Below are 23729 nucleotides of genomic sequence, written 5' to 3'. Positions count from 1 at the left end.
CCCTAGCCGTCGAACCCGAGGACGGTGGTGAACTCGGCCGTCCCGTCGACGGATCCGCTGCCGACCAGCGTGGTGCTCGGCTCCTTGCGTCCGAACCCGGGGGAGTACCAGCCCAGCGGCGGCTCGCTCTCTCCGCGGTGCGCCCGCCAGGCGAGCCCGGCCGGCAGGTCGAGCACCGCCGAGCGGGACTCGCCGTCCCGGCTCCAGGTGAGCCGCGCCCGGCTCCCCTCCAGCTCCGCGCCGATCTCCGGGCCGAGGTGGAACGCCAGACGCACCTCCCGGCGGTCGCCGCTCACCATGTCGACCACCCGCACCTCACGGCTCTCGTACGCCAGTTCCACCTGTCGCCGGTGGACCAGCGGCCGGTAGCCGTCGTGCTCGGCGCACCAGCGCGCCGCCCCCTCCCCGTCGGTGTCCACCGCCAGCACCCGCGTCGTGGCGTGCCGCGTCCACAGGAACGGGCCGCCGGACACCGACTGGTCCCGGCCGCCCGCCTCGAGCGTGTTGTGGCCGAGCGTGGACCGGAAGTAGCTCCGCCACTCCGGCTGGCCGTGATAGCAGTACGTGCCCGGGTCGGCCAGCACGTCGACCCCGTCGTGCCGGACCTCCACGGACAGCGCGTCGGCGTGCGCGTGCGCGGCGATCGACAGGAAACCGTGCGGCCCGCCGTCGCAGCGGCACCAGATCCCCCCGGGCCCCCGCAGCACGGTGAGCCCCGCGTCCGCGAAGTGCGCCGGCCGGCTCTCCGGACGCGCCGCACCGCTCCCGTACGGCTCGATCAGCGAGGCCAGCAGCGGGGTGCGGACGTCACCGCCCGGCACCTTCGGCCACCAGTCGCGCCGGCCGAACACCGCGTCCCCGGTGGCCAGCAGCGACCCCCAGCGGTCGGTGCCGGGGCCGTCCAGCACCAGCCCGTGCCCGTCGTCCGCGTCCCCCTGGCGGGGCGGGCGCAGCCGGTCGTCGACGACGGCCGCGAGCGCGTCCGTCATCCGCAGCAGCACCAGCCGCACCGTCGGAGGGACGGCCACGCCCGCGGCGTCCGCCTCGGCCAGCGCGGCCAGGCCCAGCTCCAGCACCAGCCCGTGGTACTCGCTCGCCAGCTCCCGGTTGATCCCCGACGGGAAGGTGTTGGCGCGCAGGTGCCGGTCCAGGTCGCGCAGCGCGTCCGCCCGCAGGCGCGGCGAGTACGGGAACCAGCCGAACGCGCAGGAGGCGGCGAGCTGCCCCGCGGCCTCGGCGACCGCGTGGTTGTTCGCCGACGACCCCCGGCTGGGGAACGCCGCCAGCCAGCGCTGGTGGTGCCAGATCTGGTCCAGCGCCACCGGGTTCTCCTCGAACAGCGCGGGCGCGCCCGCCCAGCCGTCCAGCAGCCGGCGGATCCACACCCACGACAGCAGCCGGATGCCCAGCTCGATGCCGCTGACCCAGTGCGCGCCCCGCAGCGGCGGGTCGGCCTCCCACCACGACCGCAGATGCGCGGCCACCCGCTCCGCGTACCGGTCGTTCCCGGTGAGCGCGTACGCGGCGGCCAGCACGGTCAGGTACTGGTGCCGGGACGGCTCCCAGATCTGCTTGATGTCGCCGACCGCCTCCTCGTCGCGGTACGGCACGTCGAAGGCGTGCTCCAGCGGGGCGCGGCGCCCGGTCCTCGGATCGTGGTGCCAGTCCGGGTCCGTCATGTCGCCGCGGACCACCCCGAAGAACTCGGCCCGCCCCGCCATCAGCCGGTCGGCCTCGGCGACCAGGCGCTTCACCGCGTCCGGCGCCACCGCGGCGAGCGCGCCCTCCGGCAGCACGGCCGTGAACCGGACGCCCGTCACCGGCGGCCGTTCGGGCAGCCCCGCGCGCCACCGCCGCCGGCGCACCGCGTCGGCCGCCCGGCCGCCGGCCTCCCGCGGCCCCATCCGGGACAGCCGCCGCAGGTACCACCCCGCGCTCATGCTCATCGCGCCCCCGCCAGGGTGACCGGGACGCCGCTCGCCAGCGCCGTGCGCACGGCGAGCGTGGCCGTCGTGGTGGCGGCCAGCGACTCCAGCGGCACCGGCATCGGCCCGCCGGTCCGCACGGCCCTCACGAACGCCGCCAGCTGTGCGTTCTGCCCCTTGTCCCGGGCCTTCGGCAGCCGGGAGCCGACCCACTGCCGGCGCCGGCCGTCGTGCACGGCGGCCCGCACGAAGTCGTCCAGCCGCAGCACCTTGCCGTCCGCGATGAGGTCCAGCGTCTCCTTCGGGAAGGACGAAGGACCGGAGGTGACGTAGCTGATGGCGGCCGTGGAGCCGTCCGGGTAGCGCAGCACGATCTGCAGGTCCTCGTCGCCGGCCGGGGCGGCCGCGTACACCGACACCGGGTCGGCGCCCAGCAGCCAGCTCGCGGTGTCGACGAAGTGCCCGCCCTCCCCGGCGAACCGCGATCCCTCGGTGTCCTGCCGCAGGTACCAGCTGCCCTGCTCCAGACGGCCCGCGTTGACCAGGTAGCGCAGGCTCGCCGGGCCGGTGCGGGCGCCGAACCGCTCCCGGGCCTCCCGCAGCAGCGGGGCGAACCGGCGGTTGAAGCCCACCTGGATCCGGTCGTTGCCGGACTCCTCGACCGCCGCGAGCACCCCGGCCAGCTCCTCCTCGGTGAGCGCCAGCGGCTTCTCCACGAACACCGCCTTGCCCGCCAGCAGCGCCCGGCGGGCCAGCTCGGCGTGCGAGCTGTGCCGGGTCACCACGAACACCGCGTCCACGGCCGGGTCGCCGAGCACCGCGTCCAGATCGGTGGTGGCCCTTCCGAAGCCGAACTTCCGCTGCGCGTTGGCCGCGGACAGCGCCGTGGTGGTGACGACCGTGGACAGCTCCACGCCGTCGCGCCGCGCCAGATGCGGCAGCAGCATCGACGAGGCGTAGTTCCCCGCGCCCACGAACGCCAGCCGCACCGGGCCGGGGCGCCGCGCCGGAGCCGGCCGGGCGGTGCGCCGCCGCACCTCGGGCACCGTCGCCTCCGGGGCCTCGACGGCGGGCGGGTCCCCGGCCGACGGGTACCGGAACAGCACGGCCACCGCTTCGAGCCCGCCCTCCTGGAGCCGCCGGTACGTCTCCACGGCGTCCCCGAAGTCCGCGACGTGCGACACCAGCGGCTCCACGTCGACGGCGCCCCGGGCGATCAGGTCGAGGAAGCACGCCAGATTGCGCCGCTCGGTCCAGCGGACGTAGCCGATCGGGTAGTCCCGGCCCTGGAGTTCGTACTCCGGGTCGTAGCGGCCGGGCCCGTAGCTGCGGGAGAAGCGGACGTCGAGTTCCTTCTCGTAGTACGCGTTCCACGGCAGGTCGAGGCGGCACTTGCCGATGTCGATCACCCGGCCGCGGTCCCGGCACAGCCGCGCGGCCAGCTCGACGGGCTGGTTGCTGCTCCCGCCGGCCGCCAGGTACACCTGGTCCACGCCCATGCCGCCGGTGAGTTCCGCGACCGCGCTCTCCACGCCCGCGGAGCCCGGGTCGCCGCAGGCCGCCGCGCCCAGCCGCTCGGCCAGCTCGCAGCGGGCCGGGTCGGGATCCACGCCGACCACCCGCACACCGGAGGCGTTCAGCAGCTGCACCACCAGCTGCCCGATCAGCCCCAGCCCGATGACCAGGGCCGTCTCGCCGAGCCGCGACTCGCCCTGCCGCACGCCCTGCAGCGCGATCGACCCGACCGTGCCGAAGGCCGCGTGCCGGGGCGCCACCCCGTCCGGCACCGGGACGTAGAGGTTCTTCGGCACCCAGTTCAGCTCGGCGTGCAGCGCGTGCTCGTTGCCCGCGCACGCCACCAGGTCGCCCACCTTCACGTCGTCGGTCCCGGCGCCGACCTGCTCCACCACCCCGCACAGCGAATAGCCCAGCGGCGTGTACGAGTCGAGCTTGCCCATCACCTTGCGGTACGTGGCGGGCACCCCGTTGGCGGCGACGCTCTGCACGACCTTCGCCACCTGGTCCGGCCGCGAACGCGCCTTGCCCAGCATCGACATGCCGGCCTCGGACACCTTCATCAGCTCGGTGCCGGTGGAGATCAGCGAGAAGGCGCTGCGCACCAGCACCCCGCCCGGCTTGCAGCCCGGCGCCGGCACGTCGAGCAGCGTCAGCTCACCGCTCTTGTAGTTCTGCACTACCTGTTTCACGGAGTTCCTCTTGTCTCTACGCCGTCGGGGCGGGGGAGTCGTGGCCGGTCCGGGAGGTCGCGTCGCGGTACCAGTGCTCGAGGGTCAGCACGTGCCAGAGGTGCTTGGAGTGGTCCCGCTGCCCGGCGGCGTCCTCGGCGACCATGCGCGCCAGCGCCTCCCGGCGCAGGAAGCCGGAGCGGACCAGCAGGCCGTCGTGCACCACCTCGCGCACCAGCGGCGCGAGGTCCCGGCTCATCCAGGCCCGCAGCGGGGCGCTGAACAGCCCCTTGGGCCGGTACACGATCTCCCGCGGCAGCACCGTCGTGGCCGCCTCCTTGAGCACCGCCTTGCCCTGCCGCCCGGCGATCTTGCGCGTGCCCGGGACCGCGAACGCCGCCCTGACCACCTCGACGTCCACGTACGGCACCCGCACCTCGGTCGACGCGGCCATGCTCGACCGGTCGGTGTAGGCGAGGTTGAGACCCGGCAGGAACATCCGGGCGTCCGCCAGGCACATGCGGTTCACGAAGTCGTCGAGGGTGTTGTCCCGGTAGACGTCCGCGTGCTCGGTCAGCACGTCGTCCACCGCCGGGGCCAGGTCCGGGTCGAGCAGCCCGATCAGCTCCTCGCGGTCGTACAGGGTGTAGCTGCGCCGGAACGCGGTCTCCTCCGGCAGGCCCGCGAAGGACAGGAACCGCTTGGCGAACCGCACCGACCGCAGCCCGCGCCGCCGGGTGGCGACCGGCAGCCGGTCCACGGCGGCGGCCACCCCGCGCCGCACCGGCCCCGGCACCCGCCGGTAGCGCACCGCGATCAGGTTCGCCAGGTGCTTGCGGTACCCGGCGAACAGCTCGTCGGCGCCCATCCCCGACAGCATCACCTTCACCCCGGCCTCCCGGGCGGCCGAGCAGATGAGGAAGGTGTTGATCGCGGCCGGGTCGCCGACCGGCTCGTCCAGGTGGTACGTCATCCGCGGCAGCAGGTCCTGCACGTCCGGCGCGATCTCGATCTCCCGCAGATCGACCCCGAACCGCTCGGCCACCCGCCGGGCGTAGCGCAGGTCGTCCGGCATCGCCTCGAACCGCGCGTCCTCCGCCCGGAACCCGATGGTGTACGCGGGGATGCCGGGCCGGTCGCGGGCCGCGAGCGCGGTCAGATAGCTGGAGTCCAGCCCGCCGGACAGGAACGTCGCCACCGGCACGTCGGACAGCAGGTGGAGCCGCGTCGACTCCTCCACCACCGCCGCCAGGTCCGGCACCTCACCGGCGCGGGCGCGCTCCTGGCCCTCGGCGGCGACCTCCCGCAGGTCCCAGAACCGCCCGCGCTGCACGGACCCGTCCGGCCGGCACCGCAGCCAGGTGCCCGGCGGCAGCTTCTCCGCCCCGCGCAGCGCGCACCGCGAGTCCGGCACCCAGTAGTACAGCAGCGAGGCGACCAGCGCCGCCGGGTCCACCTCCAGCGACCCGCCGGCCACCGCCGCCAGCGCCTTCAGCTCCGAGGAGAACACCAGCCCCTCACCCCGCCGCAGCAGGAACAGCGGCTTGATGCCGAGCTGGTCGCGGACCAGCACCAGCTCGCCGGTCCGCTCGTCGAACACGGCGAACGCGAACATGCCGCGCAGCCGGGGCAGACAGTCCGTGCCCCAGCGCCGCCACGCCTCCAGCAGCACCTCGGTGTCCGAGCCGCCCCGGAACCGCACTCCGGCGCCCTCCAGCTCGGCCCGCAGCTCCGGCGCGTTGTACAGCTCGCCGTTGTACGTCAGGGCCAGACCGTCCGACGCCATCGGCTGGGCGCCGGTGCCGGACAGGTCGAGGACGGCCAGTCTGCGGTGCCCGAGGTGCACCTCGCCGTCGCCCAGCGCGTGGGCGTAGCCGCCGGACCCGTCCGGGCCGCGGTGGGCGAGGGTCTCGGTGAGCCGGTCGGTGACCGCCTTGCCGTCCGGCCACCGGTACGTGCCTGCGATGCCGCACATGAGCTACCGCCCCTCCTGGTCGCTGTCCGGGACCCGCGCCGCCCACATCGGCAGCCGCTGCGTCCGCCGCGGACCGTCCCCCGCCGCCTGTACGGGGTGGGGGGCGCTCCCGCGGTCCTGCCGGGCCGGCCGGCCCTCGTCGCGGACGCGCTGCCCCGGGAACGGCCCGTCCCACAGCGTCCCGTCCGTCCGGTCCTGCGGATCGGGGTCGACCAGCACCACACCGGTCACCTCCACGCGCCGGTCCGCGAGCTGCCGCGCCACGGTGTGCAGCCACGCGGTGGTGCCGTGCCCGGCCCGCACCACCAGCACGGCCCGGCCGGCGAGGTCGGCGAGGTCGGACCAGGCCGCGCCGGGCGCCACCGAGGCGACGCCGATCCGGCGCCGGCCGGCCGGCAGGGACGCGGCCCGCTCCACGCCGACCACCTCCGGGTCGCCCGGCTTCGGCCGGCGGCCGGTGAGGCCGTGCCGGGGCAGGGCGTCGACCACGACCACCGGCTCGTCCTCCGCCAGCGTCCGCGCCAGGCCCAGGGCGAGCACCCCCGCCTCGCGCGCGCAGCCCAGCTCCAGCAGCGCCAGCGGCTCCGCGGCACCGCGCGCCGTACGGGCCAGCGACGAGGCGACCCGGGCCCGCGCCGCGCGTGCGCGCCGGCGCCGCCACGGGCCCGGCCGCAGCGCCGACCGGGACAGCTCCGCGGTGACCGAGGCGCCCAGGTGCCGCGCGATGTCCCGGCGCAGCACCGGACGGTCGCCCACCACCGAGGCGACCGCGGCGACCACGAGGCCCAGCACCAGGCCGAGGACCAGCCCGATGCCGCCGTCGGTGGCGGCGGCCACGGGCAGCGAGTGCTTCACGGTGTGCGGGGCGTCGACGATCTGCGTGCCCGCGACCAGCCGGGGCGTGCCCACCCGGGCCTCCGCGGCCCGCTGCGAGAACTCGCTGATGCGCGAGCTGAGTTCGGCGCGGCGGGCGAACAGCGATTCCAGGTTCGCCGACTCCTCCGGGCTGCCCTCCGGCGGCCCGTCGCCGATCGCCTCGTTCACCTGGTCGAGCTCTTCCTGCATGCGGTCGCGCTGCGCGAGCAGGGTCGAGGCGTCGGCGGCCGCGGCCTGCTTGATCCGCCGCACGTGGTCCGCGACGAACGCCTCGGCCACCGCCTCGGCACGGGTCACCGCCTCCGCGCCGGTCGCGCCCGTGGCCTTGATCTCCAGCAGGTTGTTGGTCAGGCCGGCGCCCTCGTAGTCCTCCATGAAGTCCTCCGCGCTCTCGGAGGACCCGAGCGACTCGAGCGCCGCGTCGGCGATCCGCGTGGTGTGCAGCAGCGCCACGTCGGTGCGGATCAGCGTGCCGGGGTCGTTCGGCTGGTCGTCCTGGTGCGCGACCAGCACCTTGGTCACCGCGGTCGGCGGCGGGGGCAGCGCCACCGCCACCGCCACGCCGATCAGCAGCCCCAGCAGCGCCAGGGTCCCCCACACGCGGCGGCGTCTGCGCACCGACACCACCAGCGCCTGCAGATCCAGCAGGGGAGCGGCGGCCGCCGGCTCCGCCGTGGCGGTCGTCATCGCGTACCTCCCCGCGCGCCGTCGTCGAGGGCGAGCGCCGGCGCGGCGGCCTCCCGCGGCGGGCCGGCGGACCGCGCCGGGCGGGTCCGGACCGCGCCGGCCAGGACGACGCCGACGACGTCGTGGCCCGCGTCCGCGCACGCCTCGGCGACACCGGCCAGTTCGGCGGCGGTGCGGGAGCCCGCGCTCAGCACGACCAGGACGCCCGCCGCGTCCTCGCGGTCGGGCACCAGCGGCGCCTCGGCGGAGACCTCCGTCACCCGCAGCAGCGGGGCGCCGCCCGCCTCCTCGGCCAGCCGCCGTGCCGCCCGCAGCGCGATGCCGTCGTCGTCGGGCACGACCAGCAGCAGCCGCCGCGCGCCCGGCACCAGGCCGCGGATCCGGCCGCACATCCTGCGGTAGCGGATCCCCAGGCTCGCCTCGTCCCCGGCGGCCGGCGGGGCGGGCGTGTTCCAGGGCGTGTCGAGTCCGAGCAGCCGGCGGATCCGGTGCCGCGCACCGCCGCCCTCCGGCCGGTGCGCGCCCTTGTCCGCGGGCACGTCGACACCGCCCAGCAGCCCGGAGCCGAGCGCGGCGGCGATCTCCGGCTCGGCGCGCAGCCGGCGGTTCACCCGGGCCGCGGTGAGATGCCCGACGACCGTCAGCAGGAAGAACAGCACCGCACCGGCGGCGATGAGCTGGACCCGGGTCGGCGGGGCCTCGCCGGAGGGCTCGGCCGCCGGACCCATGACGACCAGGCGGGAGCCGGCCGCGTCGGAGCCGGTCCGGTCCAGCTTCTCGACCGCCTGCTGCAGCTCGGTGCGCAGCTTCGCCAGCTCGGTGCGGGTCTGCACGCTCTCCACGGTCCGGCCGGGGTCGGCGGAGTCGGCCAGCTCGGTGATGCGGCGGCTGGCGGCGAGGACCATCTGCCGCAGCTGGTCGGGGCCGGCCGCCGCCGTCGGGTCGGCGGTGTCGTCGACGATCCGGGCGGAGAACGTCACGAACTGCCGCGCCAGTTCGTCGGAGAGCCGCTGGGCCCTCCCGGGGCTCTCGGCGGTGCCCGAGATCCTGATGATGTTGCCGTCGGTGACCTCGGCGCGCACCCGCTCGCGCAGCTCCTCGCCGTCGACCCCGTCCCAGCCGAGCGCGGCGGCCGTACGGTCGGTCACCACCGTGCTGGTGGCGATCTCCGCCTGGGTGAGCAGCACGCGCTCCTCCCAGGCGCCCGGCAGCAGCACCGACGCCGACGTCGTGTACCGCGGCGGGAACACCAGGGAGGCGCCGAGGCCGGCCAGCGCCCCCAGCACGGCGAGGACCGTCAGCAGCCTGCCGCGCCCGCGCAGCACCCGCCCGACGGTGACCAGGCGTATCGCGTCATCGCTCAAGGGACGTGCCTCGTTCCCGCCCGCTCCGCGCCGCCGTACCCGTGCCGCCCCGGACGGCGGCCTCGTAGGCGGCCAGCAGCGCCGCCTGCGAATGGCGCCACGCCAGCGGGCCGTTGATCCGTTCCTGCCCGGACCTCCCCATGCGGGAGCGCTGTTCGGGATCGTCCAGCAGCCGGGCGATCAGTGCGGCGAACTCGCCCTCGTCGTCGTCCTTCGCGTACACGGCGGCCTCGCCGGCGGAGACCCGCGCCTCCTTCAGGTCGAAGGAGACGATCGGCCGGCCCATCACCATGTACTCCAGGACCTTGTTCATGGTCGACACGTCGTTGAGCGGGTTGCACGGGTCGGGGGAGAGGCACACGTCCGCGGTGGACAGCCAGCGCACCAGGTCGGCGTCCGGCACGCGTCCCGTGAACTCCACCTGCTCCGCGAGCCCCAGCCGGCGGGACAGCTCCACCATCGCGTCGAAGGTGTCGCCGCCGCCGACGAACACCGCGTGCCAGTCGGTGCGGCCCACCTCGTCGCGGAGCTTCGCCAGTGCCCGCAGCGCGTAGTCGACGCCGTCCTGCGGGCCCATCACGCCCAGGTAGCACAGCAGATGCGGCTTTCCGCGCTTCAGCTCCGGCTCGGGGTCCACCGGGTGGAACCGTTCGGTGTCGGGCGCGCTGCGCACCACGAACACGTCCTCGGGCCGCCGTCCGCCGCGGCGCACGGCGACGTCCTTGTAGCTCTCGTTGGTGGCGAGCACCACGTCCGCCGCCCGGTACGTCGCCCGCTCCAGCGCGCACACGCCCCGGTGCAGCAGGTCCTCGCCCCGGCCGAACCGGGACAGGTACAGCTCCGGCACCAGGTCGTGCTGGTCGAAGACGAACTTCGCCCCGCGCCGCTTCAGCCACAGCGCGGGCAGGAACAGCAGGTCCGGCGGGTTGCAGGCGTGCACCACGTCGACCGGGCCGACCTTGCGGGCCAGGCGGGCGGTGTGCCACAGCGCCGTGCCGTACTCCTTCAGGTAGCCGGCCGGTCCTCCGGTGGCCGCGCGCAGCGGGTAGCGGTGGATCCGCACCCCGTCGATCACGGCCTCCGGCTCGGTGTCCCGCTTGCTGCCGCGCGGGCAGATGACGTCCACCTCCCAGCCCGCGTCGCGCAGCGTGCGGCACTCCTGCCACACCCGCCGGTCGAACGGCACCGACAGGTTCTCCACCAGGATCAGCGCGCGGCGGCCCCGCGCGCCCTTCGGCTCACCAAGCAAGGCCCACGTACCCGGGTTCGGCCCGGCGCGCGTCGGCGTCGGGGAGGCGGACGAGGTCGATGATCACGGGGTCGTCGCCGTGCGGCAGCGCCGACAGCACGGCCGGGTCCTTCGTCCCGACCAGGACGGCCTCGGCGTGGTCCAGCACGTCCTCGACGGAGTCGGCGAGCAGCTGCGCCAGGTGCGGCAGCCGGGTCTCGATGTACTCGCGGTTGGCGCCGAGCAGCCGGGACAGGCTGACGTTGGCGTCGTGGATCCGCAGGTCGTACCCCTTGCCGAAGAGCCGCTCCGCCAGCTCCACCAGCGGGCTCTCGCGCAGGTCGTCGGTGCCGGGCTTGAACGACAGCCCGAACAGGCCGACCTTGCGCTTGCCGGTGCGCTCCACCAGCTCCACCGCGCGCTGCAGATGCTCCTCGTTCGAGGGCAGCACGTGCGCGAGGATCGGCACCGACACGTCGGCCCGGTGCGCCGCGTGCACCAGGCTGCGCAGGTCCTTCGGCAGGCAGGAGCCGCCGAAGGCGAAGCCCGGACGCAGATAGGCGGGGCTGATGTTGAGCTTGCGGTCGGCGAGGAAGACGTCCATCACCTGGTGCGAGTCCACCCCGAGCGCCCGGCACACCGCGCCCAGCTCGTTGGCGAAGCCGATCTTCAGTCCGTGGAAGGCGTTGTCCGCGTACTTGACCGCCTCGGCCGTGGGCACCGGCACCCGGAACACCTCGCCGGGCAGGTCCTCGTACAGCGCCGCGACGACGTCGCCGCTCGCCGTGTCGAGTTCGCCGATGACGGTCTTCGGCGGGTCGAAGAAGTCCCGCACGCTGGTGCCCTCGCGCAGGAACTCCGGATTGACCGCGACGCCGACGTCGACGCCGGCGGTGCCGCCGACGTGCTTCTCCAGGATCGGCACCAGCAGGCCCAGGCAGGTCCCCGGCAGCATCGTGCTGCGGAACACCACCGTGTGCCGCCCGCCCCGCTCGGCCAGCGCCGCGCCGATCTCCTCGGTGACCCGCTCCAAGTAGGTCGTGCACAGGCTGCCGTTGGGCTCCGACGGGGTGCCCACGCAGACCAGGGACACCTCGCTGCCCTCGATCGCCTCGCGCACGTCGGTGGTGGCGCGCAGCGCCCCGCTGCCCACGACCTCGGCGACGAGTTCGCCGATCCGCTCCTCGACGACGGGTGCCTTGCCGTCGTTGACCAGGTCCACCTTCACCGGGTTGACGTCCACCCCGATGACCTCGTGACCCATGCCGGCCAGGCACGCGGCCGACACGCAGCCCACGTAGCCGAGCCCGAACACGCTGACTCTCATGACCCGTTCCTCCCCCCGGGCAGGCCCTGCCGGCCTGCGGTCCGCACGCCGGCCGCCCCACGGCCGCCGCGCATCAGTAGGCCCCCTGCCCCTGCACCACGGCGCGCAGCGTCTTCCACAAGATCACCGTGTCCAGGGCGAGGGACCAGTCCTCCACGTACCGCAGGTCCAGGCGGACCGCCTCCTCCCACGAAAGGTCGCTGCGTCCGCTGATCTGCCACAGTCCGGTGAGACCCGGCTTGACCTTCAGCCGGCGCCGGATGTCCGGGCCGTAGGCGGCGCACTCCTCCGGCAGCGGGGGCCGCGGGCCGACCAGCGACATCGACCCGGTGAGCACGTTGAACAGCTGCGGCAGCTCGTCGAGCGAGTAGCGGCGCAGCACCGCGCCCACCCGGGTCACCCTCGGGTCCCGGCGCATCTTGAACAGCGGCCCCGCGCCCTCGTTGAGGCCGTCCAGCGCGGCGCGGGCACGGTCCGCGCCGGGGATCATGGTGCGGAACTTCCAGATGGTGAACTCGCGGCCGTCCTTGCCGACTCTGCGCTGCCGGTAGAACACCCCGCCCCGGCTGTCCGTCGCCACGAGCAGCGCGACCAGCAGCAGCAGCGGCGCGAACGCCACCAGCAGGATCAGCGCGCCGAGCCGGTCGACGACGCCCTTGACCGCGCGGCGGCCGCCGGTGAACGCCGGCATGCTGACCCGCAGCAGCGGTATGCCGAGGACCGCGTCGACGTGCAGCCGGGGCCCGGCCACCTCCATCAGCACCGGGGCGACGACCATCTCGGCGTCGGAGCCCTCCAGGTTCCACGACAGCCGCTGCAGCCGGTCCGGCGACCAGTGCGGGTCGGGGGTGACGGCGACGACGCGGTAGCCGTCGCGGCGGACGTGGTCGGCGACGTCCGCCAGCCGTCCCACCACCGGCACCCCGTCCAGCCGGCCGCCGTCGAGTCCGGGGCCGTCCGTCACGCACACGGCGTCCACGCGCCAGCCCAGGTGCGGGTACTTGCGGGTGCGGGCGATCAGGTCGCGCACCGTGGCGGGGCTCCCGGCGGCGAGCACCGGGCGCAGACAGCGGCCCTCCTTGCGCTGCCGGTGCAGCCACAGACGCAGCAGATAGCGCATCGTCATCGTGACGAGCGCGATCGCGGGGACCGCGACGAAGATCCAGAGTTTGATGTTGCGCGAGGTCAGGGCGATCCCGCCGAGCGCGAGCACGACGGTCGCCACGAAGAGCGAGCGGCCCAGCCGCCGGAACTCCTCGGCGCCCTGGCCGAGCACGGTCGGCGCCCACGACCGGCTCACCGCCAGCGCCCCCAGCACCAGCAGCCAGGTGCCGAAGGCGAGGATGCCCCACTTCTCGTGCCAGTCGGCGGCGTCCCGGACGCCGAAGAAGTTGCCGATCCCCGCGACGACGACGGCGGTGGCCACCGCGTCGCTCATGATCACGGTACGGCGGTACCGGTGCTCCCAGTCCGTCGTCCCCCGGTGTAACGCCCCGTCCGTCAGCCGGCCCCGTTCCGACGGGAACGGGCTGACCAATCCCCCTTGCCGCACAGAACCCCCCAGGTCCCCGGTGATGCGACGTGTGCGCCTGACACTGTTTCCGCCGGGGGGACCCCACCCCCCGGACCGCGCTGTTCCTCGCCGAGGGAGACCCCCGCCTCCCGCGCCGGCAGGCCGGTTGCGGACGGACGAAGAACAACGTGAACAACCTGTCGCGGCGGCAGCGGCTCACGGCCGCGCCGGTACATCGAGCCGAGCGGACCTCACCGGTCCCCCGGGTGCCTCCCGCACCCGAGCCCCCCCGGGGCTCAGCGGTGTGATCACCCCCATGTCCGGCGCCGTGGGCGAACCCCTCCGTGGCGTCGGACCTAAAGATCATTTAATCGGTCGCCCCGGGCCCGAACGGCCGAAGCAGGGTCAATCTAGACCATCGAGGCCGGGATGGAGAGAGGGTGTGGGGAAATTGTGTGTGGGCGATGTGGCCGGATACGGCGTCCGGGGCCCGTCCGTGCGGGTATCGCACAGCCGTCCCAACTCCCCTCCTCCGCCTGGGTGATGAGACGTACGCCCGCGCCGACGCCGTCTCGCCGCCCGCCCCGCGCACCCGTCGCGGCGGCGACCGCTGAGGTCCCGGCGCACGTGACGGGCGTGCGGGACCCCTGTCCCCGCCGAGCCGCGAGCGCCTCCCGCCCTCCGCCCGCCCTCCCCGCCCCGGGACCGGAATCCGGCCCACCGCCCCGTCGAACGCTTTCGTGCACGTTCCACGGATGTCCGAGATCCAACGGCTGAAGGAGATGTTCCGCCGGGCTGTCCCGCCTCCGGCGCCCGGCGCGCCCGCGCTGTCGGCGCCGCCCGCGGGGACGCGGAAGCCGCACCCGAGGAGACGGGTGTGAGCACCTGGGACACCGGCCTCTTCGACAACGACGACGCGGCGCACTTCGCCCACGACCTCGACAAGGCCGCGCCCGAGCGGCGTGCCGGCCGCGGCCGACGCCGTCCGCCCGGCCCGCCCCCGTCAGGGCGCCGGACGCGTCAGGACGGCCGTGAACTTGTAGCGGGACCCCCGGTACACCGACCGCACCCACTCCACCGGCGTCCCGTTCTCGTCCCGTGAGTGGCGGGACAGCAGCAGCATCGGCAGGCCCACGTCCGTGCCCAGCAGGCTCGCCTCGCGCGGGGTCGCCGGGGAGGTCTCGATGGTCTCGTCGGCCTCCGCCGGACGGACCCCGTACACCTCGGCGAGGGTGGTGTAGAGGGAGGTGTAGCGGGAGAGGTTGCGGCGCAGGCCGGGGAAGCGGCGGGCGGAGAGATGGGTCGCCTCGATCGCCATCGGCTCGCCCCCGGCCAGCCGCAGCCGCTCGATGCGCAGCACCCGGTCCTCCGGCTCCACCTCCAGTAGCGCCGCCAGCTCCGCGCCGGCCGGGACGTGGCCGATGTCCAGGACCCGGGAGGCGGGGCTGAGGCCCTGCGCCCTCATGTCCTCGGTGTACGAGGTGAGGTGGAGCGTCCGGTACACCTTCGGGCGGGCCACGAACGTGCCCTTGCCCTGGAAGCGGTCGAGCCGCCCCTCGCTGACCAGCTCCAGCAGCGCCTTGCGGATCGTGGTGCGGGACGTGCCGAACTCGACGGCGAGCATCCGCTCGGCCGGCATCGGGGAGCCCGGTGCGCGCTCGTCGGTCATCTGCAGCAGCCGCTGCTTGATGCGGTAGTACTTCGGCACCCGCCGCCGGCGGCCCGGCGCCCCCGTGCCGGGCTGGGCGCTGCTGACGTCCGTGCTCATATCCGCCTTCCGGCTGCGGTGTCCGGCGCGCGGACGGCAGCGGCCGGCCGCGGTGCACGTCGGCGGACCGCCGGGATCGGCGCCGCACGCTCGGCGATCCCGTTATAACGGCGCGCTCTCACTTTGGTCTAGTCCAACCCTGCGTCCCGTCCCTCTTTGGGTGGACATCTCCGCCCCGTCCAGGGGCCGTTGCCGTTACCCAGCCGTGAGTCGGACAACCCTTGACACGACCATAGGTCTAGGCCAAGCTCCCCTTGCTGGTCTAAACCATTTAGCGGAAGCCGGGTCCCAGCCCGCCGAGCTGTTGCGCCGTTGTCAGGGTCACCGCGAGGGCGTGGGTGTGCAAGGCATTCCTGAGGAGGGGTGGCGCGTGAAGCGCAAGCTGATAGCCGCGATCGGGGTCGCGGGCATGTTGTTCTCGGTCGCCGCGTGCGGGGGCGACGACGGCGGTGACAGCGGCGAGAAGGCCGGCGCGGACGGCTACGCCGGGCAGACGCTCACCGTGTGGGTCATGGACGGCTCCTCACCGGACCAGTGGCAGAAGGACCTCGCCGCCGAGTTCGAGAAGAAGACCAAGGCGAAGATCAAGTTCGAGGTCCAGCAGTGGAACGGCATCCAGCAGAAGCTGACCACCGCCCTCTCCGAGGAGAACCCTCCGGACGTCTTCGAGATCGGCAACACCCAGACCCCCGCCTACGCCAAGACCGGCGGCCTCGCCGACCTCGGCGACCTCAAGGAGGAGATCGGCGCCGACTGGACCGAGTCCCTCAACGAGTCCTCCGTCTACGAGGGCAAGCAGTACGCCGCCCCCTGGTACTTCGCCAACCGCGTCGTCCTCTACAACAAGAAGGTCTGGGCCGACGCCGGCCTCAAGGACACCCCCAAGACCCGCGACGAGTTCTACGCCGCCCTCAAGACCATCGGTGAGAAGACCGACGCCGAGCCGATCTACCTGCCCGGCCAGAACTGGTACCACTTCGTCGGCCTGGTCATCGGCGAGGGCGGCGAACTGGTCAAGAAGGACGGCGACACGTACGTCTCCAACCTCGACGACCCCAAGGTCGCCGCGGCCACCGAGACCTACAAGAAGTTCCAGGCCCTGTCCAAGGCCCCCAAGGACAAGGACGAGGCCACCCCGCAGCAGGGCGAGGTCTTCGCCAAGGGCAACGTCGGCGCCTTCATCGGCATGGGCTGGGAGGCCGGCATCGCGATCGAGGCCAACCCGGCCATCGAGAAGCAGATCGGCTACTTCACCATCCCCGGCGCCACCGCCGACAAGCCCGAGGGCGTCTTCCTCGGCGGCTCCAACCTCGCCGTCGCCGCGGGCAGCCAGAAGCAGGAGCTCGCCAAGGAGTTCCTGAGGCTCGCCCTCTCCGACAAGTACGAGGGCCGGCTCGCCAAGCTCAACGGCGTCATCCCCAACAAGGAGTCGCTGCAGAGCAACCTCAAGGGCAACGCCCCCGCCGAGGCCGCCGCGCCGGCCGCCGCCGTCGGCGGCACCACGCCGCTGATCCCCGAGTGGGCCGCCGTCGAGAACGACCCCAACCCGATCAAGACCTACCTGACCGCCGTCCTGAACGGCAAGTCCCCGGCCGCCGCCGCGAAGCAGGTCGAGGGCGAGTTCAACAAGCGCCTGGCGCAGCAGCAGTAACAGCGCACGCGCTCCGACCGGAGCGGGGACCGGCCGGCCAGGCGGTCCCCGCCCCGCGTTGAGCACGCCGAGAAGAGAGATCGCGAGCATGACCGTGCAGACCGAACGGCCGCCCTCCGGCCCGGTGGACGTCCGCAAGCCGGGTGACACCGCGCCCGGCGCTCCTCAACCGAGAGCCGCGTCGCGAGCCGGCGCGCTCGCCCCGTACCTCCTGCTGCTGCCCGCCTGCGCGGCCACCGTGCTGCTGCTCGGCTGGCCGCTGCTGAAGGACCTGCTGCTGTCGTTCCAGAACCTCAACATGGCGCAGCTGATCCAGCACGTCACCGAGTGGAACGGCATCGACAACTACAAGGAGGTCCTCACCGGGGAGGACTTCTGGCGGGTCACCCTCCGCTCCATCCTGTTCACGGCCGTCAACGTCGCCCTCACCATGCTGCTGGGCGCCCTGGTCGGTCTGCTGCTCGCCCGCCTCGGCAAGCGCATGCGGTTCACCCTGATGATCGGCCTGGTGCTGGCCTGGGCCATGCCCGTGGTGGCCGCCACCACCGTCTACCAGTGGCTGTTCGCGCAGCGCTTCGGCGTCGTCAACTGGGTGCTGGACAAGCTCGGCTGGCACTCCATGGCCGACTACAGCTGGACCAGCAGCCAGATGTCGACGTTCTTCGTCGTCACCCTGCTCATCGTCTGGATGTCCGTGCCGTTCGTCGCGATCAACCTCTACGCGGCGACCACCACCATCCCGAACGAGCTGTACGAGGCCGCCGCGCTCGACGGCGCCGGCGCCTGGCGCAGCTTCACCACCGTCACCCTGCCGTTCCTGCGGCCGTTCCTCTACGCCACGACGTTCCTGGAGATCATCTGGATCTTCAAGGCGTTCGTCCAGGTCTTCACCTTCAACGGCGGCGGCCCCGACCGGCTGACCGAGATCCTGCCCGTCTACGCCTACATCGAGGGCGTCGGCAACCAGCACTACGGCATGGGCGCGGCGATCGCGGTGCTGACCATCCTGATCATGCTCGGCCTGACCGCGTACTACCTCAGGATCGTGCTCAAGCAAGAGGAGGACGAGCTGTGAAGCGCTCGCTCTTCGGCCGCGTCTGGCCCAACGCCACGGCCCTCGTCGTGTTCACCGCCTGCCTCTTCCCCGTCTACTGGATGTTCGCCACGGCGCTGAAGCCGACCGGTGACATCATCGCGGAGAACCCGGTGTGGTTCCCCACGGACATCACGTTCGAGCACTTCGGGACCGCCACGGACGCCGACCACTTCTGGACGTTCGTCCGCAACTCGCTGACCGTCACCTGTCTGGCCGTGCTGTTCTCGCTGATCATCGCGCTGGCCGGCTCCTTCGCCCTGGCCCGCATGCGGTTCAGGGGACGGCGCGGCTTCATCGTGGGCTTCATGCTCGCCCAGATGGCGCCCTGGGAGGTCATGGTCATCGCGATCTACATGATCGTGCGCGACGCCTCCATGCTGAACAGCCTGGTGCCGCTGACCGCGTTCTACATGATGATGATCCTGCCCTTCACCATCCTGACGCTGCGCGGCTTCGTCGCCGCCGTGCCGAAGGAGCTGGAGGAGTCGGCGATGGTCGACGGCTGCACCCGCGCCCAGGCCTTCCGCCGGGTCATCCTGCCGCTGCTCGCGCCGGGTCTGATGTCCACCTCCATGTTCGGCTTCATCACCGCCTGGAACGAGTTCCCGCTCGTCCTGGTGCTCAGCAAGGAGTCCGGCGGCGCACAGACCCTGCCGCTGTGGCTGTCCAGCTTCCAGACCCAGTTCGGCGACGACTGGGGCGCGACCATGGCCGCCTCCTCCCTGTTCGCCGTCCCGATCCTGATCCTCTTCGTCTTCCTGCAGCGCCGGGCCGTCAGCGGTCTCACCGCGGGCGCCGTGAAGGGATAACGCGACCTGATGACGACCATCACCACCGGCGCCCGCACCCTCACCCGGGACGCGCTCGCCGTGCTGCAGCCGGGGTTCACCGGCACCACCGCGCCCGACTGGGTCCGGCGCAGGCTGGCCGAGGGCCTGGTCTCCGTCGCCCTGTTCGGCCGCAACGTCGCCGACCCCGAGCAGGTCACCGCCCTCACCGCCCAGCTGCGGGCCGAACGGGACGACCTGCTGGTGGCCATCGACGAGGAGGCCGGCGACGTCACCCGCCTCGAGGTCCGCACCGGCTCCTCGTTCCCCGGCAACCACGCCCTCGGCGCCGTCGACGACCCCGCCCTCACCCGGCGGGTGGCCCGCGAACTGGGCCGCCGGCTCGCCGCGTGCGGCGTCAACCTCAACTGGGCGCCCTCGGCCGACGTCAACGCCAACCCCGACAACCCGGTGATCGGCGTCCGCTCCTTCGGCCACGAGCCGGCCCTGGTCGCCCGGCACACCGCCGCCTACGTCGAGGGCCTGCAGTCCACCGGCGTCGCCGCCTGCACCAAGCACTTCCCCGGCCACGGCGACACCAGCGTCGACTCCCACCACGCGCTCCCGCAGATCGACCTGGACCCCGCCACGCTGCACGAGCGCGAACTACGGCCGTTCCGCGCCGCCATCGAGGCCGGCACCCGCGCCGTCATGACCGCCCACATCCGGGTGCCCGTGCTCGACCCCGACCTCCCCGCCACCCTCTCCCCGCGCATCCTCACCGGCCTGCTGCGCGACGAACTCGGCTACGACGGCCTCATCGTCACCGACGGCATGGAGATGGGCGCCGTCGCCGGCACCTACGGCCTCGAACACGGGGCCGTGCTGGCCATCGCGGCCGGCGCCGACGCGATCTGCGTGGGCGGCGGACTCAGCGACGAGGGCACGGTGCAGCGGCTCCAGGACGCCCTGGTCGCCGCCGTCCGCTCCGGCGAACTGCCCGAGGAGCGGCTCGCCGACGCCGCCGCCCGGGTCAGGTCGCTGGCCGCGTGGACGACCGGCGTGCGGCGCGCGCCCGACGCCGCCGACGACCCCGCGCCGGAGATCGGGCTGACCGCCGCCCGCCGCGCGGTGACCGTCACCCGCGCCGCCGGCTCCGCCCCGGTCACCGCGCCCGTCTACGTCGCCACGTTCAGCCCCGCCCCGAACATCGCGGTGGGCGACGAGACCCCGTGGGGTGTCGGCGCGGAGCTGGAGCGGCTGCTCCCGGGCACCGTCACCGGCCACTTCAGCGGCCCCGACGCCGGCGCCGAGGCGCTCCGCGCGGCGAACGGCCGGCGGGTCGTCGCCGTGGTCCGCGACGAGCACCGGCACCCGTGGATGGGCGCGGCCCTGGACACGCTGATCGTCGCCGGGCCGGACACCGTGGTCGTGGAGATGGGCATACCGCAGTCCGCGCCGCGCGGCGCCCTGCACATCGCCACCCACGGGGCGGCCCGCGTCTGCGGGGTGGCCGCGGCGGAAGCGGTCCTGGCGGGCTGACCGTCCACCGTCCCCCGGGGGCCGCGCCCCCGGGCCCCCTGCCGGCCCGGGCCGGTCTCGTCCTCGGACGCCGGACGGGCTGCACACAGCCCCTCCGGCGTCCGAGGAGCGGGGTCCGGGGCGGAAGCCCCGGGGCCGGGACGGGAAGGGGCCGGAGGGGGCGGACACCCCTGGGTCCTCACGGGTACAGCTTCTCCCCCTCGGCCAGCATGGCCACGAACTTCTCGATCCGCGCCGCCCGCGTCCGCGCCCGCTTCGCCTCCTCGATCCGGTGCAGGATCGCGTAGCGGTTGCGGCTGTCCAGCGCCTCGAAGAACTCCCTGGCCGCGGCGGGCGCCGCGGCCAGGGCGGCGCGCAGGTCGTCGGGGACGGTCGCGGTGCGCTGACTCGCGTAGGCGGCCTCCCAGCGGCCGTCCGCCCGCGCCTTCTCCACCTCCCGCAGGCCGGCCGGCCGCATGCGGCCCTGCTCGATCAGGTCGAGCGCCTTCTGCCGGTTGACGGCGGACCACCTGCTGCGCGGGCGGCGCGGGGTGAAGCGCTGGATCCAGTGCGTCTCGTCCAGGCTCTTCTTGTGCCCGTCGATCCAGCCGAAGCAGAGGGCGGACTCCAGGGCGGTGGCGTAGTCGATGCCGGGGAGCCCCGATCCCTTCCGCGGGATCTTCAGCCATACGCCCCGGACGTCGCCTTGATGTTCCTCCAGCCACGCCTCCCAGTCCTCCTGGGTCCCGAAACCCAGCACCGGGCCCGTCCCGCCCTCCGTCTCACCAGCCATGCGTCCATGCAAGCCGTCTTCGGCGGCAAGGTCAACGTCCGTTCGGCACCGGGTTGTTGCGGGACGAACGATGGCGGAGCGTGTCGTTATTGGGCCGAACGGGTGACCATGGGTAAGAATTGGCTGATGCAGACAGCCAGCGCGACAGGGGACGGAGCATGCCGGTGAGCAGCCACGATGTCACCGACGAACAGTGGGAGGGGCTCGCCCAGGTCGTGCCGCTGCGAGGCCGCGACGCGTGGCCGTCCTCGGTCGGCCACCGCGCCAGGCCGGAGGCCCCCACGGAGGCACGGCGCCGTTTCGTCGTCCTCCGCGTGAACGTCTTCGCGGACGCCCGCGAGGTCGCCGAGACCCTGATGTCCGGCATACCCGTCCTGCTGGACCTGACCAGCGCGGAACCGGACGTCGCCAAGCGCGTCCTCGACTTCAGCACGGGCGTCGTCTTCGGCCTCGCCAGCGGAATGCACCGCGTGGACCGCAACGTCTTCCTCCTCACGCCGGAGGGCATGGAGGTCACGGGGTTGATGGAGGGCGTGGGGGCGCCGGGGGCGTAGGGCGCGCGGGGTGTGCGCCCGGTGCGGGGCGCGTGCGGCGCGAGGGTGCGGGGCGCGCGACGGACGTGTGCCGTCCGTTCGCGGGAAGGGACCGGTGGCGAAACGGTTCGGCGGGGCGGGGAGCGTTTAGCGTCCGGCGCATGACCCCGCCGCCCCCGCCCCAGCCGGTCGCGACCACACCCCCGCAGCCCGTCGAACCGCTCACGCGCGCTCCCGTGGACGCCGTGCGGGCGCGGCGGCCCGGGCTGCCACGGGTCACCGAGCTGCTGCTCTCCGCCTTCGCCGGGCACCGCGGCACCACGTTCCGCCTGGGCGACCTCACGCTGTTCGCCGGGTCCAGCGGCAGCGGCAAGACCACCGTGCTGCGCGCGTACGAGGCGCTCGCCCGGCTCGGCGGCGGGGCCGGACTGGGCGAGGTGTTCCCGGACCCGTCGGCCTGCGTCCCGGAGCGGGCCCGGCCCGACGCCCAGCGCCGCCGCGGCTTCCGCATCGGCTGCACCGCCGACGGACCCGAAGGACCGGTCCGCCTGGAGGTCGCCGTCCAGGCGGAACCCGAACTGCGCATCGTGGGGGAGCGGTTGTCCGCGGACGGCCTGGTCCTGCTGGAGACCGCGCTGCGCGACCCCCGCCGGCGCGCCGTGCAGGCCGCCTGGCACACGGCGGGCGCCACCGCCGTCACCCGCGCGCCCCTCCCCGACGACCGCCTCGGCACCGCGCTGCTGCCGCTGCGCGTGGCCGGTACGACCGCCGGTCAGCTCCGGGTGCTGGCCGCGGCCGAACAGATGCTGGTGGCGCTGCGCTCCGTCTTCCCCTGCGACCCCCGCCCCGAGCGGATGCGCGACCCCGTCCCGGCGGGCACCGGCCGGCTGCTCGGCGGCTGCGACAACCTCCCCGACGTGCTGGGGCGCACCCGCTCCGAATGCACCCGCCGTCACGCGCTCCTGGTGGACGCGGTACGCGTCGGCTGCGCCGGACCCGTCGCCGACCTCCTCGCCGAGCCGTGCGACGCCGGCCGCCTGGTGCGCGCCGTGCTGGGCCGGGGCGACGGCGTCCGCACCGAGCTGCGGCGGCTCGGCGACGGCGAACTGCGCTACATCGCCCTCGCGCTGGTGCTGCTCACCGGACCCGGCGTGCTGGAGGCCGACGTACCGGGCGAGGTGCCGGCCGCCCTGCAGTGCCTCACCGTCCTCGCCGACAACCTGGACCGGTCGCTCGACCCGGCCCAGCGCGCGGCCCTGCTGGCGCTGGCGGCGCGGATGTGCGAGCGCGGGCACATCCGCCTGGCCGGTGCGCTGAGCGACGCCACCTGGGCCGCCGGGGTGCCCGGGGCGACCGTGGTACACCTGAGGCGTGACTGATCCGCACGACGACGCGGCCCGGCCGTCCGACGACCTGCCCGCGCTCCGGCGCCGCCTCGCCGCGTTCGCCGCCGCGCGGGACTGGCAGCCGTACCACACGCCGAAGAACCTGGTCGCCGCGCTGAGCGTGGAGGCGGCCGAACTCCAGGAGATCTTCCAGTGGCTGACCCCGGAGGAGTCCGCCCGTGTGATGGACGACCCGGACACCGCGCACCGCGTCACTGACGAGGTGGCCGATGTGCTCGCCTACCTCCTGCAGTTCTGCGAGGTCCTCGGCGTCGATCCGCTGGCCGCCCTGGCCGAGAAGATCGACCGGAACGAGCACAGGTTCCCGGCGCCCGGGCCGGAGCGGCCCGCCGCTCCGCCGCGCGCCCAGGAGTAACTCCTTCCGTTGTCACGCTCCGTGTTCGAAAACCCGGCCTGAGTCGAATTGGTGTCCACAGATTTCGGACTTCCTCTGGCCTTTTGTCTCACAGAGCTTCACTCTGGGTAGTGAACAAGGGAGTTCAGCGGATGCGGACGCGTGGGCAGCGCGTCGGACGGACGGGGGCAGCGCATGGACGCTGTGCGGCTCATCGTGACGAGCAGAAGGGCCCTGGCCGCCGGCGGCGGTGTGCCGGAGCTGCTGACCGAGGTGTGGCAGGCGCAGGCGCTGGCCCAGGCGATAGGGAGCCGCCTGGCCCTCGCCGGACCGCCCCGGCTGCGTGACGCGGCCCGGGGACTGGCCGATCTGGCCGACCGGGGCTGCGGCGTCCTGGACCGGCCGCCGCTCGGCCCCGGCGAACTGCGCGCGGCCCGGCTCACCGAGCTGGGGGACACCCGCCCGTGCCTGACGCACCTCGGCGGTCTGCTCGGCGACGTCGGCATCGCCCTGGTCGGCATCGCCTGCGCCGCCGACGAGGAGGCGACGTACTGGAGCTGTGTCGAGGCCATCGACGCGGCGGACGAGGCGCGGGACCGTGTCCGCGACATGCTCCGCAAGCTGGCGGAGCGGGAGGCGGCGGCACCGCAGCGGGAGGCCGGCTGACACGCGCCCCCACCCGCCTCGCCGATCCCTCCGGCGACCCCGCCCGGACGCTCAGCGGCTCGTGCGCCCCTCCGTCCCGGCACCGCCCCGCTCGGCACGGCGGCCGGCGCGGG

The 23729-nt window shown here is 74.0% G+C and carries 19 protein-coding genes; 9 read left to right on the top strand and 10 right to left on the bottom strand.

Annotated features, from left to right (window positions below):
- Positions 1–2 precede the first annotated feature (2 nt).
- The 8 genes from C1708_RS08065 to C1708_RS08030 form a co-directional block, all read right to left on the bottom strand.
- On the bottom strand, positions 3–1946 hold the full coding sequence (locus C1708_RS08065) for a heparinase II/III family protein (RefSeq protein ID WP_106412009.1): 1944 nt from the start codon (positions 1944–1946) through the stop codon (positions 3–5).
- The gene (locus C1708_RS08060) at positions 1943–4132 is read right to left on the bottom strand and encodes a bi-domain-containing oxidoreductase (protein WP_106412008.1); all 2190 of its coding nucleotides are present in this window, start codon (positions 4130–4132) and stop codon (positions 1943–1945) included. The genes C1708_RS08065 and C1708_RS08060 overlap by 4 nt, the downstream gene beginning before the upstream one ends.
- 16 nt (positions 4133–4148) lie before the next feature.
- Positions 4149–6086 carry an asparagine synthase (glutamine-hydrolyzing) gene (gene asnB, locus C1708_RS08055; protein WP_106412007.1) on the bottom strand — a complete coding sequence of 646 codons (1938 nt, stop codon included), beginning with the start codon at positions 6084–6086 and terminating at the stop codon, positions 4149–4151.
- 3 nt (positions 6087–6089) lie between these two features.
- Positions 6090–7649: a Wzz/FepE/Etk N-terminal domain-containing protein gene (locus tag C1708_RS08050; RefSeq protein ID WP_106412006.1), complete on the bottom strand. Its 1560-nt coding sequence runs from the start codon at positions 7647–7649 to the stop codon at positions 6090–6092.
- Positions 7646–9013, bottom strand: a complete 1368-nt coding sequence (locus C1708_RS08045; protein ID WP_106412005.1) for a YveK family protein — start codon at positions 9011–9013, stop codon at positions 7646–7648. Before C1708_RS08045 ends, C1708_RS08050 begins: the two co-directional genes overlap by 4 nt.
- A complete protein-coding gene (locus tag C1708_RS08040; protein WP_106412004.1) occupies positions 9003–10262 on the bottom strand; it encodes a glycosyltransferase family 4 protein in 1260 nt (419 codons plus the stop codon). The genes C1708_RS08045 and C1708_RS08040 overlap by 11 nt, the downstream gene beginning before the upstream one ends.
- Positions 10252–11568 carry a nucleotide sugar dehydrogenase gene (locus C1708_RS08035; RefSeq protein WP_106412003.1) on the bottom strand — a complete coding sequence of 439 codons (1317 nt, stop codon included), beginning with the start codon at positions 11566–11568 and terminating at the stop codon, positions 10252–10254. Before C1708_RS08035 ends, C1708_RS08040 begins: the two co-directional genes overlap by 11 nt.
- Positions 11569–11641: 73 nt before the next feature.
- Positions 11642–13120: a sugar transferase gene (locus C1708_RS08030; protein ID WP_106412002.1), complete on the bottom strand. Its 1479-nt coding sequence runs from the start codon at positions 13118–13120 to the stop codon at positions 11642–11644.
- 838 nt (positions 13121–13958) lie between these two features.
- Here C1708_RS08030 and C1708_RS08025 point away from each other — a divergent pair.
- Complete coding sequence (locus C1708_RS08025; protein WP_106412001.1) at positions 13959–14183, top strand: DUF4259 domain-containing protein; 225 nt, start codon at positions 13959–13961, stop codon at positions 14181–14183.
- Here the strand turns inward: C1708_RS08025 and C1708_RS08020 are convergent.
- Positions 14085–14849 carry a GntR family transcriptional regulator gene (locus C1708_RS08020; protein ID WP_106412000.1) on the bottom strand — a complete coding sequence of 255 codons (765 nt, stop codon included), beginning with the start codon at positions 14847–14849 and terminating at the stop codon, positions 14085–14087. The two genes, C1708_RS08025 and C1708_RS08020, sit on opposite strands and share 99 nt — an antisense overlap.
- Before the next feature lie 370 nt (positions 14850–15219).
- Here C1708_RS08020 and C1708_RS08015 point away from each other — a divergent pair, with 370 nt between their 5' ends.
- The 4 genes from C1708_RS08015 to C1708_RS08000 all read left to right on the top strand — a co-directional run bounded on the left by C1708_RS08015 (position 15220) and on the right by C1708_RS08000 (position 19905).
- The gene (locus C1708_RS08015) at positions 15220–16500 is read left to right on the top strand and encodes an extracellular solute-binding protein (RefSeq protein ID WP_106411999.1); all 1281 of its coding nucleotides are present in this window, start codon (positions 15220–15222) and stop codon (positions 16498–16500) included.
- 88 nt (positions 16501–16588) lie between these two features.
- Positions 16589–17575, top strand: coding sequence for a carbohydrate ABC transporter permease (locus C1708_RS08010; RefSeq protein ID WP_106411998.1), 987 nt, complete (start codon positions 16589–16591; stop codon positions 17573–17575).
- Positions 17572–18405: a carbohydrate ABC transporter permease gene (locus C1708_RS08005; protein WP_106411997.1), complete on the top strand. Its 834-nt coding sequence runs from the start codon at positions 17572–17574 to the stop codon at positions 18403–18405. Before C1708_RS08010 ends, C1708_RS08005 begins: the two co-directional genes overlap by 4 nt.
- Positions 18406–18414: 9 nt before the next feature.
- Positions 18415–19905, top strand: coding sequence for a glycoside hydrolase family 3 protein (locus tag C1708_RS08000; protein WP_106411996.1), 1491 nt, complete (start codon positions 18415–18417; stop codon positions 19903–19905).
- A gap of 178 nt (positions 19906–20083) precedes the next feature.
- Here C1708_RS08000 and C1708_RS07995 read toward each other — a convergent pair whose 3' ends face one another.
- Positions 20084–20677 (bottom strand): YdeI/OmpD-associated family protein, encoded by a 594-nt coding sequence (locus C1708_RS07995; RefSeq protein ID WP_198602431.1) that lies wholly within the window; start codon positions 20675–20677, stop codon positions 20084–20086.
- Positions 20678–20835: 158 nt separating this feature from the next.
- Here C1708_RS07995 and C1708_RS07990 point away from each other — a divergent pair, with 158 nt between their 5' ends.
- The 4 genes from C1708_RS07990 (at position 20836) to C1708_RS07975 (ending at position 23616) form a co-directional block, all read left to right on the top strand.
- Positions 20836–21231 (top strand): cell division protein SepF, encoded by a 396-nt coding sequence (locus tag C1708_RS07990; RefSeq protein WP_106411994.1) that lies wholly within the window; start codon positions 20836–20838, stop codon positions 21229–21231.
- Positions 21232–21371: 140 nt separating this feature from the next.
- Entirely contained in the window at positions 21372–22589 is a 1218-nt protein-coding gene (locus tag C1708_RS07985; RefSeq protein ID WP_106411993.1) for an AAA family ATPase, read from the top strand.
- Positions 22582–22971: a nucleotide pyrophosphohydrolase gene (locus C1708_RS07980; RefSeq protein WP_106411992.1), complete on the top strand. Its 390-nt coding sequence runs from the start codon at positions 22582–22584 to the stop codon at positions 22969–22971. Before C1708_RS07985 ends, C1708_RS07980 begins: the two co-directional genes overlap by 8 nt.
- 174 nt (positions 22972–23145) lie before the next feature.
- Positions 23146–23616, top strand: a complete 471-nt coding sequence (locus tag C1708_RS07975) for a DUF6099 family protein (RefSeq protein ID WP_106411991.1) — start codon at positions 23146–23148, stop codon at positions 23614–23616.
- Positions 23617–23729 lie beyond the last annotated feature (113 nt).

Origin of the sequence: Streptomyces sp. DH-12 (assembly GCF_002899455.1) — a bacterium.
Lineage (GTDB): Bacteria > Actinomycetota > Actinomycetes > Streptomycetales > Streptomycetaceae > Streptomyces.
The sequence above is the reverse complement of the archived record's forward strand: the minus strand, read 5'-3'. Positions and strand labels throughout refer to the sequence as shown.

What these genes read in the sequence shown, in the direction of transcription:
- C1708_RS07995 (WP_198602431.1), bottom strand. Translation starts at nt 20,677, where the DNA reads ATGGCTGGTGAGACGGAGGGCGGGACGGGCCCGGTGCTGGGTTTCGGG.
- C1708_RS08000 (WP_106411996.1), top strand. Translation starts at nt 18,415, where the DNA reads ATGACGACCATCACCACCGGCGCCCGCACCCTCACCCGGGACGCGCTC.
- C1708_RS08050 (WP_106412006.1), bottom strand. Translation starts at nt 7,649, where the DNA reads ATGACGACCGCCACGGCGGAGCCGGCGGCCGCCGCTCCCCTGCTGGAT.
- C1708_RS07990 (WP_106411994.1), top strand. Translation starts at nt 20,836, where the DNA reads ATGCCGGTGAGCAGCCACGATGTCACCGACGAACAGTGGGAGGGGCTC.
- C1708_RS08065 (WP_106412009.1), bottom strand. Translation starts at nt 1,946, where the DNA reads ATGAGCATGAGCGCGGGGTGGTACCTGCGGCGGCTGTCCCGGATGGGG.
- C1708_RS08020 (WP_106412000.1), bottom strand. Translation starts at nt 14,849, where the DNA reads ATGAGCACGGACGTCAGCAGCGCCCAGCCCGGCACGGGGGCGCCGGGC.
- C1708_RS07975 (WP_106411991.1), top strand. Translation starts at nt 23,146, where the DNA reads ATGGACGCTGTGCGGCTCATCGTGACGAGCAGAAGGGCCCTGGCCGCC.
- C1708_RS08035 (WP_106412003.1), bottom strand. Translation starts at nt 11,568, where the DNA reads ATGAGAGTCAGCGTGTTCGGGCTCGGCTACGTGGGCTGCGTGTCGGCC.
- asnB (WP_106412007.1), bottom strand. Translation starts at nt 6,086, where the DNA reads ATGTGCGGCATCGCAGGCACGTACCGGTGGCCGGACGGCAAGGCGGTC.
- C1708_RS08010 (WP_106411998.1), top strand. Translation starts at nt 16,589, where the DNA reads ATGACCGTGCAGACCGAACGGCCGCCCTCCGGCCCGGTGGACGTCCGC.
- C1708_RS07985 (WP_106411993.1), top strand. Translation starts at nt 21,372, where the DNA reads ATGACCCCGCCGCCCCCGCCCCAGCCGGTCGCGACCACACCCCCGCAG.